This window comes from Alcanivorax limicola (assembly GCF_019931215.1).
GTDB classification, from domain to species: Bacteria; Pseudomonadota; Gammaproteobacteria; order Pseudomonadales; family Alcanivoracaceae; genus Isoalcanivorax; species Isoalcanivorax limicola.
Window position 1 is genome coordinate 764,582 of the sequence record NZ_JAIOUB010000001.1, and the last position, 15,742, is coordinate 780,323.

The following is a 15,742-nucleotide window of genomic DNA, read 5'->3' on the forward strand; positions in this document are numbered from 1 at the left end:
TTGGCTCAGCACACCCTACGGGAAGCGCGCGGGAGTGGCGTGTGGTTATTGGGGCATGAAAGCCGCGTCGCGGAGTTTGGTGATCTGGTCGCGGAGTTGGGCGGCTTGTTCAAACTCCAGGTTGCGGGCGTGTTCCATCATTTTGGCTTCCAGCTTGGTGATCTGTTTCGCCGCATCGGCGGGCTCAATGGCCGCATCCCATTCCAGCGCATCTTCCATCACCGCAGACAGCTTGCCTTTGCCCTTGGCACGCTTGCCGCCCTGGCCGGTGCTGTAGGTATCTTCAAGAATATCGCGGATACGCTTGTTCAGCGCCGTGGGCTCGATACCGTGCTCCAGATTGAACGCGGTCTGCTTCTCACGCCGCCGTTCGGTTTCCGATATGGCGGCGGTCATGGAACGGGTCATCTTGTCCGCATACAGAATCGCGCGGCCTTCCAGATTCCGCGCCGCACGGCCAATGGTCTGGATCAGCGAACGCTCCGCGCGCAAAAAACCTTCCTTGTCGGCGTCAAAAATCGCCACCAGGGCCACTTCCGGCATATCCAGGCCTTCCCGCAACAGGTTGATGCCCACCAGCACATCAAACTTGCCCAGGCGCAAATCACGAATCAGTTCCACCCGCTCCACCGTATCCACATCAGAATGCAGATACCGCACACGCACATCATGTTCTTGCAGAAATTCAGTGAGATCTTCCGCCATGCGCTTGGTCAGCACCGTAATCAGCACCCGCTCGTCTTTCGCCACGCAAAGACGAATCTCGCCCAGCACATCATCCACCTGACTGGTCGCCGGTCGCACTTCGATACGCGGGTCCAGCAGGCCGGTGGGTCGCACGACCTGTTCGACCACCTGCCCGGCATGCTCCTCTTCATAGGTCCCCGGCGTCGCCGATACGAAAATCATCTGCGGCACCAGCCGTTCCCATTCCTCGAACTTCAGCGGCCGGTTATCCAATGCCGACGGCAGGCGAAAGCCGTACTCCACCAGCGTTTCCTTGCGCGAACGGTCGCCTTTGTACATGCCCCCGATCTGCGGCACGCTGACGTGAGACTCATCCATCACCAGCAACGCATCATCCGGCAGATAATCAAACAGCGTCGGCGGCGCCTCACCCGGCGCCCGGCCCGAAAACAGGCGCGAATAGTTTTCCACGCCATTGCAGTAGCCCAGCTCCTGCAACATCTCGATATCAAAGCGGGTGCGCTGTTCCAGCCGCTGCGCTTCCACCAGCTTGTTATTGTCACGCAACTGCTCAAGGCGCTCTTTCAGCTCGGCCTTGATCATCTCGATGGCCTGCAACACCGTTTCTCGTGGTGTGACGTAATGGCTCTTCGGATAAATGGTAATGCGCGACACCTTGCGCAAGATTTCCCCGGTCAGCGGATCGAAAATACTGATCGCCTCGACTTCCTCATCGAACAGCTCGATGCGCACCGCCTCGCGCTCTTCATCCGCCGGGAAGATATCAATCACATCCCCGCGCACCCGATAGGTCGCCCGGCGGAAGTCCATCTCGTTGCGCGTGTACTGCAATTCAGCCAGGCGCCGGAGAATGGCGCGTTGATCAATATGATCGCCGCGTACTACATGGAGCACCATGGACATATAACTGGTGGGATCACCCAGGCCGTAAATCGCGGACACCGAGGCCACAATGATGGTGTCCCGGCGTTCCAGCAGCGCTTTCGTGGCCGACAGACGCATCTGCTCGATGTGCTCGTTGATGGCGGAATCCTTCTCGATGAAGGTGTCCGACGACGGCACATAGGCTTCCGGCTGGTAGTAATCGTAATAAGAGACAAAATATTCCACCGAGTTTTCCGGGAAGAACTCCCGAAACTCGCTGTACAGCTGCGCCGCCAGGGTCTTGTTGGGCGCCATGATGATGGTCGGCCGCTGCAATGCCTGGATGACATTGGCGATGGTGTAGGTCTTGCCGGAGCCGGTCACGCCCAGCAGGGTCTGGTGGGCCAACCCGTCCTGCAGGCCCTCGACCAGCCCGGCAATCGCCTCTGGCTGGTCCCCGGCGGGCTCGTAATCGGAGTGGATGCGGAAGCCCACAGCGCCTGTATCCGCCCCCGTATCAGCTCCGGCCTCGGCCCCTGTGTCGGTTTGCTTGTGCTCTGGTACGTCTGCTGATGCCATTTCCGCATGGACCTCTGATCAGGTAAGATTGGTGCCCCTGACGGGACGCAGCCCGGCCGCAACGCCGCGCCAGGGCGCGTTAACCCATGACTCGACAGAACGAGGAGTCCATGTCCGAACTGCAGCTGTCCGACCGCGTACAACGCATCAAGCCCTCCCCCACCCTGGCCGTTACCAACCGCGCTGCCGAACTGCGCGCTGAAGGGAAAGACATTATTGGCCTGGGCGCCGGTGAGCCCGATTTCGACACGCCGGATCATATCAAAGAAGCCGCCATGGCGGCGATCAAAGCGGGTAAAACCAAGTACACCGCCGTGGACGGCACGCCCGGACTGAAAAAGGCCATCATCAGCAAGTTCAAGCGTGAAAATGGCCTCGACTACCAGCCCAACCAGATCCTGGTCTCCAGCGGCGGCAAGCAAAGCTTCTTCAATATGGCCCTGGCGTTCCTGAATGACGGCGACGAAGCCGTGATTCCTGCGCCTTACTGGGTCTCCTACCCGGACATGGTACTCGTCGCCGGGGCAAAACCTGTCATCATCGAAACCGGTATCGACAGCCGCTTCAAGATCACCCCCGAGCAGCTGGAAGCCGCGATCACGCCAAAGACCCGTCTGTTCGTGATCAACAGCCCGTCCAACCCGTCCGGCGTGGCCTACACGGAAGACGAGCTGAAGGCCATCGGCGCAGTGCTGCGCAAGCACCCCAACGTGCTGATCGCCACGGATGACATGTACGAGCACATCCTGTTCACCGGCAAGCCGTTCATCAACATCGTCAACGCCAACCCGGACCTGTATGAGCGCACCATCGTCATGAACGGGGTGTCAAAAGCCTACAGCATGACCGGCTGGCGCATCGGCTACGCCGGTGGCCCCGCCAAACTGATTGGCGCCATGAAGAAGGTACAGAGCCAGAGCACCTCCAACCCGGCCTCCATCAGCCAGGAAGCCGCCCAGGCCGCCCTCGACGGCGACCAGAGCTGCATCCAGGTCATGGGCAAAGCCTTCAAGGAGCGCCACGATTATCTGGTCGCCGCCCTGAACGACCTGCCCGGCGTGACCTGCCTGCCTGGCGACGGTACCTTCTATGCCTTCCCGGACTTCAACGAAGCCATCAAGGCCGCTGGCCTGAAGGATGACCTGGAACTGGCCGAGAAACTGCTGGAAGCCGGCGTCGCACTGGTACCGGGTTCGGCCTTTGGTACACCGGGCTGCATGCGGCTGTCGTTCGCTGTCAGCATGGATACCCTGAAGGCAGCCATGGCGCGTATTGCAGCGTTTCTCGATAAATAGGCCGGAAAGACCAAATAATAGGCAAACAGCGCGCCCGGGTGTTGACCCACCCGGAGCGCGCTACTAATATACGCGCCTCAAGACATTCCGCCTTAGCTCAGTCGGTAGAGCAACTGACTGTTAATCAGTGGGTCGCTGGTTCGAGCCCAGCAGGCGGAGCCAGAAGAAACAAAAAAGCCCGGACATGTGCCGGGCTTTTTTGTGCGTGCCTGTTTTTTTGGGTAGAGAGTTTCGGGTAGCGAGACCTGCTCAGTGCAGCACCGACCGAGGGGGCTCGACGCGTGGCTCCGGCTGCCGCTCCAGCAGGCCCTCCACGGAGCAGTGGGCCGCCGGGGCATAGCCTTTGACGTAGCGCCGCAACAGCGCAACCAGCGCTTTCTCATCACCCGTCTCCAGCGCATCACGGCATGCATCCAGCGCTTTCTCAATCTCAGCCCAGGGTAATGATGCTTCCCGTGCCTGCATGATCATTGGATGCCGGGTGCCGACGCCGTCGTCGCCGAACAGCAGTTCTTCATACAGTTTTTCACCGGGGCGCAGGCCGCTGTACTCCACCTCGATATCGCCCTGCGGGTTCTTCTCGTCGCGCACCGAATAGCCCATCAGATGAATCATGGCGGTGGCCAGATCAAAGATGCGCACCGGCTCCCCCATATCCAGCACGAAAACTTCACCACCTTCAGCCATGGAGCCCGCCTGAATCACCAGTTGGGAGGCTTCCGGGATGGTCATGAAATAGCGGGTAACGTCCGGGTGGGTCACCGTCACCGGGCCACCCTGATTGATCTGTTCCCGGAACAGCGGCACCACCGAACCGGAAGAGCCCAGCACATTGCCGAAGCGCACCATGGAAAACACCGTGGTGGAGCCCCGTGCGGCCATGGCCTGCAAGACCAGTTCGGCAAAACGTTTGGTGGCGCCCATGACATTGGTGGGCCGTACCGCCTTGTCTGTGGACACCAGAATAAAGCGCTCTACCCCGGCAGCTTCCGCCGCCTCGGCGGCAGCGAAGGTGCCAATGATGTTGTTGCGCACGCCGGAGAACGGATTCATTTCCACGAGCGGAACATGCTTGTAGGCGGCCGCATGATAGACCGTATGCACGTGATAGCGCCTGCACACGGATTCCAGCAGCCCCCGGCTGACCACCGAGCCAAGTATCGGCACGATATCGAGGTGAATATCAGCCTCTGCCACCAGTTCCGCGAGCTCTCTCTCCATGCTGTAGAGCCCGAACTCATTGTGCTCTACCAGCACCAGGCGGCAGGCCCCCAATTTGGCTATCTGCCGACACAGCTCACTGCCGATAGAACCACCCGCACCGGTGACCAGCACATTCTTGCCAGCAATGCAGGCATCCAGCAGGTTGCCCTGGGGCGGCACCGGATCACGACCCAGCAGGTCTTCGATGGCCACATCACGAATCTGCTCGAGGCGCGCCTTGCCGGATACGATGTCGTGCAGCGCCGGCACGGACTTGACCTTGACCGGCAGCTTTTCGAGGAAGGTGATAACGCGCAAGCGCTGGGAGCGGCTGGCCGAAGGCATGGCCAACAGCACGGTATCAATGCGCCCCTGCTCCACGTAGCGCTGCAGCCCCTGACGGCTAAGGATCGGCATGCCCTGAATGATGCTGCCCTGATACCCCCGCAGATCATCCACGAAGGCAACGGTCTGATACTGCTGTCCGCTGCTCAGCGCCATGGCCAGCTGGATACCGGAATCCCCGGCGCCAAAGATGGCGACGCGTTCCTGCCGCTGACGCAGATGCAGCGCCCAGAACAGATAGCGCCGCACCAGGAAGCGGCTGGCGCCGAGGTACAACATGCCCAGCGCCCAATAGATGATAAAGACGGAGCGTGGCGTACCTTCCAGGCCTACGAAAGTGCCCGAGGCCGCAAACCCCACCATGGCCATGGTCATGCCAGTAAAGATGGCGATGACCGCTTCACCTCCCAGATAACGCACCATGGCGCGGTACAGCCCGGCGGCGTAAAGGAAAGGCACTGTCAGCAACGGCGCAAGCAGAATCAGCCAGGGTTGGGCAATGCTGGGAGTGATATCCCCTACGCGCACGGCGTAGGCAACAATAAAGACAAGGGGAAAGGCAAACAGGTCAGCGATGATCATCAACCACTGCTTGGCTGTCCGAGACAAGCCTACAAGCCAATGGTTACAGCGTTCGAATTGTTCCATCGTCCTTTTTCGCCTCCGTGCGAACACTTCGATCGAGCCATCCCGACCAAGCGAGCTAACCATGCAGACACACACGCGAGCACACAACTGAGAAGCGTGTCACAGGATGAATAAGCGGTCAATCACGTGACCTTCACGCGCACAACCGCACGTTCATCCCCGCCTTCACGCCCTCTGTAGACCGCCCGATGCGGCACAGGTTGCCTGGCTGAAGGCATATATCGGGCTTATATTGTCAATATTTGTGAACTGGCGCCGGTTATGCCCGCCGGAGCGGGCAACCGGGCATCAGCCAAGCAGGCCATTGTCACGCAGCAGTGCCAGCACCTGCTCTGCTGCCTTGCCGTCGGCCTCCGGCAAAGCGGAAACAACGATCTCCCGCTCACCGCAAGAGAGCTGCAAACGCCGCTCACCCTGTGCCTCATCCGGCATGATGACCATCACCCCGGCGGCCTGCAGTGTCGCCGCATCCTGTGACACCTGAGTGACGGCTGGCAGGGCGCCAGCCGCAAACAGGATTCTCTCCAGACGCTGCGCCAGTTCGGCAGCACCCGCGCCGGTTACCGTCAGGCGCGCCGCCTGCTGGCCCAAGCGGCGGGCACGCAGTTCGGCGGTGACGGCCGGCAAACGCTCGCTGGCGCTCAGCGGTTCGGCCCGGTCCTCGATCATACCGGCGCCCACCGTCACGTTGGTCAGGCGATCGACCACAATCAGGTTGCCGGTGGGGCGGCATTCACGATACCGGTCAAACGCCACCGCACGGGTGAGCTGCAGCCGGCACAGCGCGATGCCATTCAGTGCCAGTTCGTTGACTTCGCTTTTTTCCAGCGAGTTGACGTCGATCTGGTGCACGATTTCAGTGATCTGGCCACTGGTAAAGGTGGTGCCCAGCTTGAAGTCATAGGTCTTGCCGACTTTCAGCGGCTGCTCATGCATCCACACCACATGGGCCATGAACGCATGCCCCATGGTCATGTCATCGTCTGCCGCGATCAGCATGTCGCCACGCGAAATGTCGATCTCGTCATTCAGCGTGACGGTAATAGCCTGGCCGGGATGCGCCTCGGGAATCTCACCTTCCCAGGTCACAATGGCCTTGACGGTGGAGGTCTTGCCCGATGGCAACGCGCGCACAGCCTGGCCCGGCTTCAACGTACCGGCGGCCAACGTGCCGCAGTAACCACGGAAGTCCAGGTTCGGGCGGTTCACATACTGCACCGGCATACGCAGGTACTGCAGCGGCTCATCGCGATGTACCGGCAGATGATCCAGCAGCTCCAGCAACGGCGTCCCCGTAAACCAGGGCATGCGCTCGCTGGCATGCACCACGTTGTCCCCCGCCAGCGCCGACATCGGCACATAACGGATATCCGGCACATTCAATGCCTCCGCAAACGCGGCGTATTCCTTCTTGATTTCTTCGTAGCGGGCTTCGCTGTAATCCACCAGATCCATCTTGTTGATGGCAATGACGAAGTGACGAATGCCCAGCAGCGAACAGATGAAGCTGTGGCGACGCGTCTGCACCTGCACGCCGTAGCGCGCATCAATCAGCAGAATCGCCACCTGTGCGGTGGACGCGCCGGTGGCCATGTTGCGTGTGTACTGCTCGTGCCCCGGGGTGTCGGCAATGATGTATTTGCGATGATCCGTGGCAAAAAACCGGTACGCCACATCAATGGTAATGCCCTGCTCGCGCTCGGATTGCAGGCCATCCACCAGCAGCGCCAGATCCACCTCTTCACCGGTGGTGCCGTGGCGGCCGCTGTCACGGGTAATCGCAGCCAGCTGATCCTCGAAAATCATCTTGCTGTCGTGCAACAAACGGCCAATCAAGGTGGATTTGCCGTCGTCCACACTGCCGCAGGTGATGAAGCGCAGCATGTCTTTCTGCTCATGCTGGCGCAGGTAATCTTCGATATTGTCGATTTTCGGTGCTTCGTAAGACATCAGAAGTAGCCCTCCCGCTTTTTCTTCTCCATAGAGCCGGCTTCGTCATGATCGATAGCCCGACCAGAGCGCTCGGAGGTTCTCGCCACCAGCATCTCCTGAATGATATCCGGCAGCGTGCGGGCGCTGGATGGCACCGCGCCTGTCAGCGGGTAGCAGCCCAATGTCCGGAATCGCACGTCCATCTGCTGTGGCACTTCGCCTTCAGCAAGGGGCATACGCTCATCGTCCACCATGACCAGCATCCCGTCACGCTCAACAACCGGGCGGGTATCGGCGTAGTACAGCGGCACGATCTCGATGTTTTCCAGGTAGATGTACTGCCAGATATCCAGCTCGGTCCAGTTCGACAGCGGGAACACGCGGATGGACTCGCCTTTGTTGATGCGGCCGTTATACAGATTCCACAGCTCAGGACGCTGGTTCTTCGGGTCCCAGCGATGCTGCTGATCACGGAACGAATAGACCCGCTCCTTGGCACGCGATTTTTCTTCATCACGGCGCGCACCACCGAAGGCCGCATCGAAACCATGCATGGACAGCGCCTGCTTCAGCGCCTGGGTTTTCATGATGTCGGTGTATTTCGCGCTGCCGTAATCAAACGGGTTGATGCCTGCCGCCACGCCTTCCTGGTTGGTATGCACCAGCAATTCCATACCCGCTTCTTCAGCCATACGGTTACGGAACGCGATCATCTCGCGGAATTTCCAGGTGGTATCGATATGCATCAGCGGGAACGGCGGCTTGCCCGGGGCAAACGCCTTGCGCGCCAGGTGCAGCATCACCGAGGAGTCCTTGCCGATGGAGTACAGCATCACCGGGTTCTCGAATTCGGCAGCCACTTCGCGAATGATGTGAATCGATTCCGCCTCCAGTGCCTGGAGATGGGTCATACGATGCTCTGGAAGTACCATGGTTACTGGTCTCTACAGTAGAACGTGAAGGTGCCCGCTTGGCAGCAGGGCGCAAATGATACAGCAAATTCAGTGTGGGGGCATGGGGGCGGGAGCAGCCGGAGGGGCGGGTCCGGGGTTTCAAGGAGATTGGGTGGGCATGGTGCGCTTCGCTGCGCTCAGCACACCCTACAGCGGCTCCGTAGGGTGTGCTGAGCCGAAGGCGAAGCGCACCAAACCCCGGGGCCGCCTACCCCCCAACCGCCCGGATCGCTGCCTCAATATTGGCCTCGAACACCCCCTGGATGCGCTGCAACGCCGCCTCGGTATGCCCTTCATACCGCGTCACCAGCTTCGGCGAGGTATTCGACACCCGGCACAGGCCCCAGCCATCGGCGTAATCCACCCGGATGCCGTCAATGGTGTTGCGCGTGCCATCACCGAAATCGCCATCGGCAATCAAGCGCTCGACAATGGCGAACTTGTTGTCCTCCGCCACCTTGATGGTAATTTCCGGGGTGCTCGGGTTCTGCGGATAACGCTGGAAGAAGCCATCGGCATCGCTGCCCTGCCCCGCCAGGATCTCCAGCAGGCGCGCCGCCGCGTACAGGCCGTCATCAAAGCCATACCAGCGCTCGGAGAAGAAGATATGCCCGCTCATCTCCCCGGCCAGCGGCGCGCCGGTCTCTTTCATGCGCGCCTTGATGATGGAATGCCCGGTACGCCACATCTCCGGCTCACCACCCAGCTCACTGACCACCGTGGCCAGGCTGCCGGTGCATTTGACGTCAAAGATGATGCGCCCGCCGGGCACCCGCGACAGCACGTCCTCGGCAAACGCCATCATCAGGCGATCCGAGTAGATCATCTCGCCCGCCGGGGTAATCACCCCCACCCGATCCCCGTCACCATCAAAACCCAGGCCCAGATCGGCACCGGTCTCCTGTACCGTGCGGATCAGGTCAGCCATGTTGGCCGGTTCGCTCGGGTCCGGGTGGTGATTGGGGAACGAGCCGTCGATCTCGGTAAACAGCGACACCACTTCACACCCCAGGCGCTTCATCAGCACCGGCGCCAGCTCCCCGGCGACACCATTGCCGGTATCCACCACCACTTTCAAAGGGCGCTCAAGGTGGATATCCGAGGTGATGCGCTCCAGATACTCTTCCCGCAAGTCGACATGATTCAGGGTGCCCTGGCCCTCGCTCAAATCCTGCTTCACCAGGCGCTCATACAGGCCCTGAATGCGCTCACCCGAGAGGGTCACACCGCCGATCACGATCTTGAAGCCGTTGTAATCCGGCGGATTATGGCTGCCGGTCACCATCACCCCGGAAGTCAGCCCCTCGATCACATGGGTGGCGTAGTAGAGCACCGGCGTCGGCACCATGCCCACATCCACCACATCACAGCCACCGGCACGCAGGCCATCGATCAGCGCCGCACTGATAGCCGGGCCGGACAAGCGGCCATCGCGGGCCACCGCAATACGGGTTTCACCGGCCGCCCGCGTTTCCGCCGCGATGGCGCGGCCGATATCCCGGGCAACATCGTCGCTCAGGGTCTCACCGACGATGCCGCGAATGTCGTAGGCGCGGAAGATGCCGGGGGTCAGGGTGATGTCGGTCATAGGGTGCGTACCTTGTTGTGTTGCGGGTGTTTGGGGGGTTGGGGGTGGCAGTGGCAGGGGCGGAAGGTTTGGTGGGGGCGGGTGCGCTGTAGGGTGTGCTGAGCACAGCGAAGCGCACCATGCCCCACCCACCTCACCCCCCGGGCCTGCGAATATACGCCAACAACCCATCCGTCGAGGCATCCATGGCCACAGCCCCGGCCTCGTCATCACGCAGGGCCGCCAGGGTATCCGTGGCAATCTTCTTGCCCATCTCCACACCCCACTGATCGAACGGGTTGATCTGCCACATCACCGCCTGGGCAAATACCTTGTGCTCATAGGCCGCCAACATGGCGCCCAGGCTGTAAGGCGTCAACTCGTCCATCATCAGCGTGGTACTCGGCTGATTGCCGCGATAACGCTTGTAGAACGGCATCTGCTCACCTTCCGGCAACGCCGCTTCGCCCAGCGCCAGCAACCGCGACTGCGCCAGGCAATTGGCCAGCGCCAGTTCATGCTGGCGCACCAGCTCGCGAGCGCCCTCGGTATGCACATCTTCGTGGTAGCGCAACGCCGGAGCGATAAAATCACAGGTCACGGCTTCCGTGCCCTGGTGCAGCAACTGATAGAACGCATGCTGGGCATTCGGCCCCACATCCCCCCACAAAATCGGGCAGGTACGGGTCGACACCGGCTCACCATCACGGGTCACCGACTTGCCATTGGATTCCATCTCCAGCTGTTCCAGGTACGACGGCAAATATTTCAGCCGGCCATCATAGGGCAGGATCGCATGGCCATGGATACCCAGCAGGTTGGTATTCCACACTCCCACCAACGCCATCAGCACCGGCAGGTTGTCCTGCCAGGGCGTGGTGCGGAAATGCTCATCCATAAAATGTGCGCCCGCCAGCAGCTCACGAAAACGCGGCATGCCCACACGTAACGCCACCGGCAGACCAATGGCCGACCAGAGCGAATAACGCCCGCCGACCCAATCCCACAGTTGCAGGCGGTTTTCTTCCGCAATACCCCAGGCAGCCACTTTTTCCTGCGCACTGGACACCGCCAGAAAATGACACCGCACCACCGCCTCGTCATCCCCCAGCGCACGCTGCATCCAGGTGCGCGCCGTCTCGGCGTTGTACAGGGTATCGACGGTAGTGAACGACTTCGACGAGATGATGAACAGCGTCGTTTGCGGGCGCAGCTGGCGCAACAGATGCGACACCTGGCTGCCGTCCATGGACGAGACAAAATGCACCTGCAGATTCTGCGGCGTCGGCACCGCAAAATCCTCCAGCGCCCGCGTCACCATCAACGGCCCCAGATCAGAGCCGCCCACACCGATATTCACCACATCGGTAATCACTTCACCGCTGAAGCCACGCCACTGCCCGGCGTGCAACTTGTCCACGATGCGCGCCATGCTCACCAGCTCGTCATGCACCGCCGCACGAATTTCCGGCGCCGCAATCACACTGTCCTGCGGGGCGCGCAACGCCCAGTGCATGGCCGCCCGGTTCTCGGTGCAGTTGACCGCCTCACCGGCAAACATACGATCAATCCAGCCACGCAGATCACTGGCGTCCGCCAGCGTAGCCAGTTGGTCCAGCGTGTCACCGTTGAGGCGCTGCTTGCTCAGATCCAGCAGCAGCGGCCCGACACGGCGGTGCAGGCGCTCGAACCGCTGCGCGTCATCCCGAAACAAATCGGCCAGATGCTGTTGCGACAGCGCATCCGCATGCACCTTCAGATCATTCCACTTCATTGGCTTGGTCCCTGGCGCCCCACGCCGTAATAGGTAAACCCGCTGGCGTGGGCAAACTCAGGATCATAGATATTGCGGCCATCCAGCAACACCGGCGCGCGCATCAGCGCGGCCAGGCGCGCATAATCCGGGCTCCAGTAGGCTTTCCATTCGGTCACCAGCATCAGCGCATCGGCACCTTCCACGGCCCGATAGGGTTGCTGGCACAGAATCAGGTCCTCACGTTCCCCGTAACGGGCCGCCAGCGCGGGCAAGGCTTCCGGATCATGCACCCGCACCACCGCACCCTGTGCCCAGAGCGCCTCCAGCAGGCGCAGAATCGGCGCATTGTCGATACGCCCGGTACCCGGCTTGAACGCCGCGCCCCAGATGGCAATGACCTTATCGCTGAGATCGCGACCGTAATGCACCCACAGCTTGCGGAACATCACTTCCTTCTGGCGCTCGTTGATCGCCATCACCTGGCTCAACAGCTCCGAATTGATGCCGCGCGCCTGCAGCGTATTGGCCAGGCTGAGTACATCACGGGACAGGCCCGGCCCACCGAACCCGCAGCCCGGATACAGATACGCCTCACCGATGCGCGGGTCCGAGCCCACGCCCTTGCGCACCTGTTCGATATCCACGTTCAATGTGTCGGCCAGATTCGCCATGTCGTTCATGAAACTGACCCGCGTCGCCAGCATGCCGGTGATCGCCAGCTTGGAAAACTCGGCCTCACGCGGGCGCATCAGCAGAAAATGATCACTCAAACGGTTGAACGGCCGGAATACTTCGCGCACCAGCGCCTCGGCCCGGGGATCATCGCACCCCAGCAACAAGCGCGCCGGGCGCAGGAAACTCTGTACCGCCGCACCTTCCTGCAGGAACTCCGGCAGGGACACCACCGCACCGGTGGGGAACAGCATTTGCAGCTCTTCCGTGGTACCCACAGGGAAGGCGGATTGATTGATGACCACGGTGCCCGGAGAAGCTTCCCTGGCCAGCTGCACCAGGACATCCCGCGCCTGTGGTTCATGCTCTGACTCAAACGCCAGGAAGATCGCACGCACACCGGCCGCCGGTGTTTCATCCAACGCGCCCCAGCGCAGCCGGCCTTCTTCCAATTGCTCCTGCAGCAGCCGCTCCAGGCCAGGTTCGCGGTACAGCGACTGCCCGGCCTGCACGGCCTCGGCAAAACGGCCCCGGTCCGGCGAACGCAGCACCACATTGTGGCCGCTGGAGGCCATCGCGGTGGCGGTTACCAGTGCGCAGAGCGTGTCGCCGTAGACGTCCAGGTGCATTGAAAGGTTCTCCGTTGTTGGTGCTCGTCGGGTGAATCTGGTGTGTTTTGGGCGGTGGCAGTGCGGTGCGCTTCGCTACGCTCAGCACACCCTACAGCGGCTCCCGTAGGGTGTGCTGAGCGCAGCGAAGCGCACCATGCCCAACCAAACCACCCTCGCTCAACAATACTCCCGCACCAGCGCCCGAAACGCATCACCCACTTCCGGGTGCCGTGCCGCATAGGCCATGGTGGCTTGCAGATAACCGGCTTTGCTCCCGCAATCATAGGTCTTGCCGGTCATCCGGTAGGCTGCCACCGGCTGCTCCCGAATCAGGTCGGCAATCGCATCCGTCAGCTGAATCTCGTTACCGGCACCAGGCTTGGTCTCCGCCAGCAACTCGAATATTCGCGCCGGCAGCACATACCGACCTACCACGGACAAATCTGAAGGCGCCTCCTCCGGCTTCGGCTTTTCCACCACCGCCGTCATCGACACACTCTCCCCCGCCCCCGGCGCAGCGCCGTCCAGCGAGACAATCCCGTACTGATCCACGCGCTCACGCGGCACCTGCTCCACCATGATCTGCGAAGCGCCCTGCTTCTCGAACGCTGTGATCATATGGCCCAGATCGGTCTGCCCGGGCGTGGCATGGTTGTCCACCAGCACATCCGGCAGCAGCACGGCAAACGGGGCGTCACCGATCACCTCGCGGGCGCACAGCACCGCATGCCCGAGGCCCAACGGCTTGCCCTGGCGCACACTGATCACCCGCACATCCGGCGGCACGATCGCGCGCAGCACATCCAGCAACTGCTGCTTGCCCTTCTTTTCCAGCTCGGTTTCCAGCTCATAATGCACATCGAAATAGTTTTCGATGGCGGTTTTGGCTGAATGGTTGACCAGCACAATTTCCCGCACACCCGCCGCCACCGCCTCGTCCACGACATACTGGATGACAGGCTTGTCCACCACCGTGATCATTTCCTTGGGGATGGATTTGCTGGCCGGTAAAAAACGCGTACCCAGACCGGCAACGGGCAATACTGCTTTACGAATCATGATCTCGTCCTTCAAGGTGCTGCGCGGGGCTGCTATTACGGGTTAGCGCGAACACTGTCGCCACGCCCCACCGCGTAGTACATCAGGCCCGCGGCCTTCACTGCCGCCGGGTCGAACAGATTGCGGCCATCCACCAGCACCGGGGACTTCAGCGTCCCTTTCAGGCTCTCGAAATCCATCACCCGGAACTCTTTCCATTCCGTGCAGATCACCAGCGCATCCGCATCGACCAGGGCGGCATTACGCTCATCCACCAGGTTCAGATCAGCACGTTCACCATAGATGCGGCGCGTCTCCGGCATGGCTTCCGGGTCATAGGCATTGATGCGGCCTCCGGCGGCCCATACCGATTCCATCAGGGTACGGCTGGGTGACTCACGCATGTCATCCGTGTTGGGCTTGAATGCCAGGCCCCAGACCGCGATGGTGCGCCCCTTGATATCGCCATCAAAAGCCGCGACCAGCTTGTCGAACAGCGTCTGCTTCTGGCGGTTATTTACCGCCTCCACCGCCGTCAGAATCTGTGCTTCATAGCCGACACCGCGGGCAATGCGCTCCAGCGCCTGCACATCTTTCGGGAAACAGGAACCGCCGTAGCCACAACCCGGATAAATAAAGTGATAGCCAATGCGCGGGTCAGAACCGATACCATGACGCACATGCTCGATATCCGCCCCCAAGCGCTCGGCCAGGTTGGCCATCTCGTTCATGAAGCTGATCTTGGTGGCCAGCATGGCGTTGGCCGCGTACTTGGTCAGCTCGGCAGAGCGGATATCCATGAAGATGAGCTTTTCATGATGGCGGTTATAGGGCGCGTAACACTCCCGCATCAGCCCTTCCACTTTCGCTGAATCCGTGCCGACGACAATGCGCGCGCCTTTGGTGAAGTCCTCGATGGCCGCGCCTTCTTTCAGAAATTCCGGGTTCGAGCACACATCAAAATCGAGGTCCACACCACGCTTGGCCAGCGCGCCACTCACCGCCTCACGCACGCGATCTGCCGTGCCCACCGGCACCGTGGACTTGTTCACCACCAGCTTGTAATCCTGCATGTGCTCACCGATGGTATTGGCCACCGCCAGCACATATTTCATATCCGCCGAGCCGTCTTCATCCGGCGGCGTGCCCACGGCGATAAACTGCAACACACCGAAGTTCACCCCCTGGGCCGCATCGGTGGTAAAACTCAGCCGCCCTTCCTTCACATTACGGGTGACCATGGGCGACAGGCCCGGCTCATAGATCGGGATCTGTCCTTGCTTCAGAGAGGCCACCTTGGCCTCATCCACATCCACACACAGCACATTATGGCCGGCATCTGCCAGGCAAGTGCCCGTAACCAGGCCAACGTAACCTGTGCCGAAAATGGTGATGTTCATTCGTTACTCCGCAAACAATTCGAATTCGGGTATTTTGTCATGATGACGGCGCATGGTGGTCGGTAGCGTGGTAAGGGGCTGCCGGGGGTGCGGTGCGCTTCGCTGTGCTCAGCACACCCTACGGGGGGGCCCGGCACCGAGGGTGTGGGGTGCCCAACGCAACGCCCCCCC

The 15,742-nt window shown here is 61.1% G+C and carries 10 protein-coding genes and 1 tRNA gene; 2 read left to right on the plus strand and 9 right to left on the minus strand.

Translation table 11 applies throughout. From position 1 onward, the window contains the following. Positions 1-45: 45 nt before the first annotated feature. Complete coding sequence (uvrB, locus tag K8B33_RS03350) at positions 46-2,151, minus strand: excinuclease ABC subunit UvrB (protein WP_396020958.1); 2,106 nt, start codon at positions 2,149-2,151, stop codon at positions 46-48. Positions 2,152-2,261: 110 nt separating this feature from the next. On the opposite strand from uvrB, the gene K8B33_RS03355 reads away from it, so the two are divergent. Both K8B33_RS03355 and K8B33_RS03360 read left to right on the plus strand, forming a co-directional pair. Further along, positions 2,262-3,446: a pyridoxal phosphate-dependent aminotransferase gene (locus K8B33_RS03355; protein WP_223423277.1), complete on the plus strand. Its 1,185-nt coding sequence runs from the start codon at positions 2,262-2,264 to the stop codon at positions 3,444-3,446. Between the two features lie 86 nt (positions 3,447-3,532). Further along, positions 3,533-3,608 (plus strand) — tRNA-Asn (locus K8B33_RS03360). An 87-nt stretch (positions 3,609-3,695) separates the two neighbouring features. Here K8B33_RS03360 and K8B33_RS03365 read toward each other — a convergent pair. The 8 genes from K8B33_RS03365 to K8B33_RS03400 form a co-directional block, all read right to left on the minus strand. Then, positions 3,696-5,576 (minus strand): polysaccharide biosynthesis protein, encoded by a 1,881-nt coding sequence (locus tag K8B33_RS03365; RefSeq protein WP_223423279.1) that lies wholly within the window; start codon positions 5,574-5,576, stop codon positions 3,696-3,698. 354 nt (positions 5,577-5,930) lie between these two features. Next, on the minus strand, positions 5,931-7,592 hold the full coding sequence (gene cysN / locus K8B33_RS03370; protein WP_223423282.1) for a sulfate adenylyltransferase subunit CysN: 1,662 nt from the start codon (positions 7,590-7,592) through the stop codon (positions 5,931-5,933). Then, positions 7,592-8,506, minus strand: a complete 915-nt coding sequence (gene cysD, locus K8B33_RS03375) for a sulfate adenylyltransferase subunit CysD (RefSeq protein ID WP_223423284.1) — start codon at positions 8,504-8,506, stop codon at positions 7,592-7,594. The genes cysN and cysD overlap by 1 nt, the downstream gene beginning before the upstream one ends. 229 nt (positions 8,507-8,735) lie before the next feature. Continuing rightward, positions 8,736-10,115 carry a phosphomannomutase/phosphoglucomutase gene (locus K8B33_RS03380; RefSeq protein WP_223423286.1) on the minus strand — a complete coding sequence of 460 codons (1,380 nt, stop codon included), beginning with the start codon at positions 10,113-10,115 and terminating at the stop codon, positions 8,736-8,738. Between the two features lie 133 nt (positions 10,116-10,248). After that, positions 10,249-11,868 (minus strand): glucose-6-phosphate isomerase, encoded by a 1,620-nt coding sequence (gene pgi / locus K8B33_RS03385; protein ID WP_223423288.1) that lies wholly within the window; start codon positions 11,866-11,868, stop codon positions 10,249-10,251. Continuing rightward, positions 11,865-13,151 (minus strand): UDP-glucose dehydrogenase family protein, encoded by a 1,287-nt coding sequence (locus K8B33_RS03390; RefSeq protein ID WP_223423291.1) that lies wholly within the window; start codon positions 13,149-13,151, stop codon positions 11,865-11,867. The genes pgi and K8B33_RS03390 overlap by 4 nt, the downstream gene beginning before the upstream one ends. A gap of 159 nt (positions 13,152-13,310) precedes the next feature. Then, positions 13,311-14,192 carry a UTP--glucose-1-phosphate uridylyltransferase GalU gene (gene galU, locus K8B33_RS03395; RefSeq protein WP_223423293.1) on the minus strand — a complete coding sequence of 294 codons (882 nt, stop codon included), beginning with the start codon at positions 14,190-14,192 and terminating at the stop codon, positions 13,311-13,313. A gap of 35 nt (positions 14,193-14,227) precedes the next feature. After that, complete coding sequence (locus K8B33_RS03400) at positions 14,228-15,571, minus strand: UDP-glucose dehydrogenase family protein (RefSeq protein ID WP_223423295.1); 1,344 nt, start codon at positions 15,569-15,571, stop codon at positions 14,228-14,230. Positions 15,572-15,742: the final 171 nt, after the last annotated feature.

Excerpts from the sequence above, each read along its gene's own strand:
- K8B33_RS03390 (WP_223423291.1), bottom strand. The coding sequence starts at position 13,151 with ATGCACCTGGACGTCTACGGCGACACGCTCTGCGCACTGGTAACCGCC.
- K8B33_RS03400 (WP_223423295.1), bottom strand. The coding sequence starts at position 15,571 with ATGAACATCACCATTTTCGGCACAGGTTACGTTGGCCTGGTTACGGGC.
- cysN (WP_223423282.1), bottom strand. The coding sequence starts at position 7,592 with ATGTCTTACGAAGCACCGAAAATCGACAATATCGAAGATTACCTGCGC.
- uvrB (WP_396020958.1), bottom strand. The coding sequence starts at position 2,151 with ATGGCATCAGCAGACGTACCAGAGCACAAGCAAACCGACACAGGGGCC.
- cysD (WP_223423284.1), bottom strand. The coding sequence starts at position 8,506 with ATGGTACTTCCAGAGCATCGTATGACCCATCTCCAGGCACTGGAGGCG.
- pgi (WP_223423288.1), bottom strand. The coding sequence starts at position 11,868 with ATGAAGTGGAATGATCTGAAGGTGCATGCGGATGCGCTGTCGCAACAG.
- galU (WP_223423293.1), bottom strand. The coding sequence starts at position 14,192 with ATGATTCGTAAAGCAGTATTGCCCGTTGCCGGTCTGGGTACGCGTTTT.
- K8B33_RS03380 (WP_223423286.1), bottom strand. The coding sequence starts at position 10,115 with ATGACCGACATCACCCTGACCCCCGGCATCTTCCGCGCCTACGACATT.
- K8B33_RS03355 (WP_223423277.1), top strand. The coding sequence starts at position 2,262 with ATGTCCGAACTGCAGCTGTCCGACCGCGTACAACGCATCAAGCCCTCC.
- K8B33_RS03365 (WP_223423279.1), bottom strand. The coding sequence starts at position 5,576 with ATGATCATCGCTGACCTGTTTGCCTTTCCCCTTGTCTTTATTGTTGCC.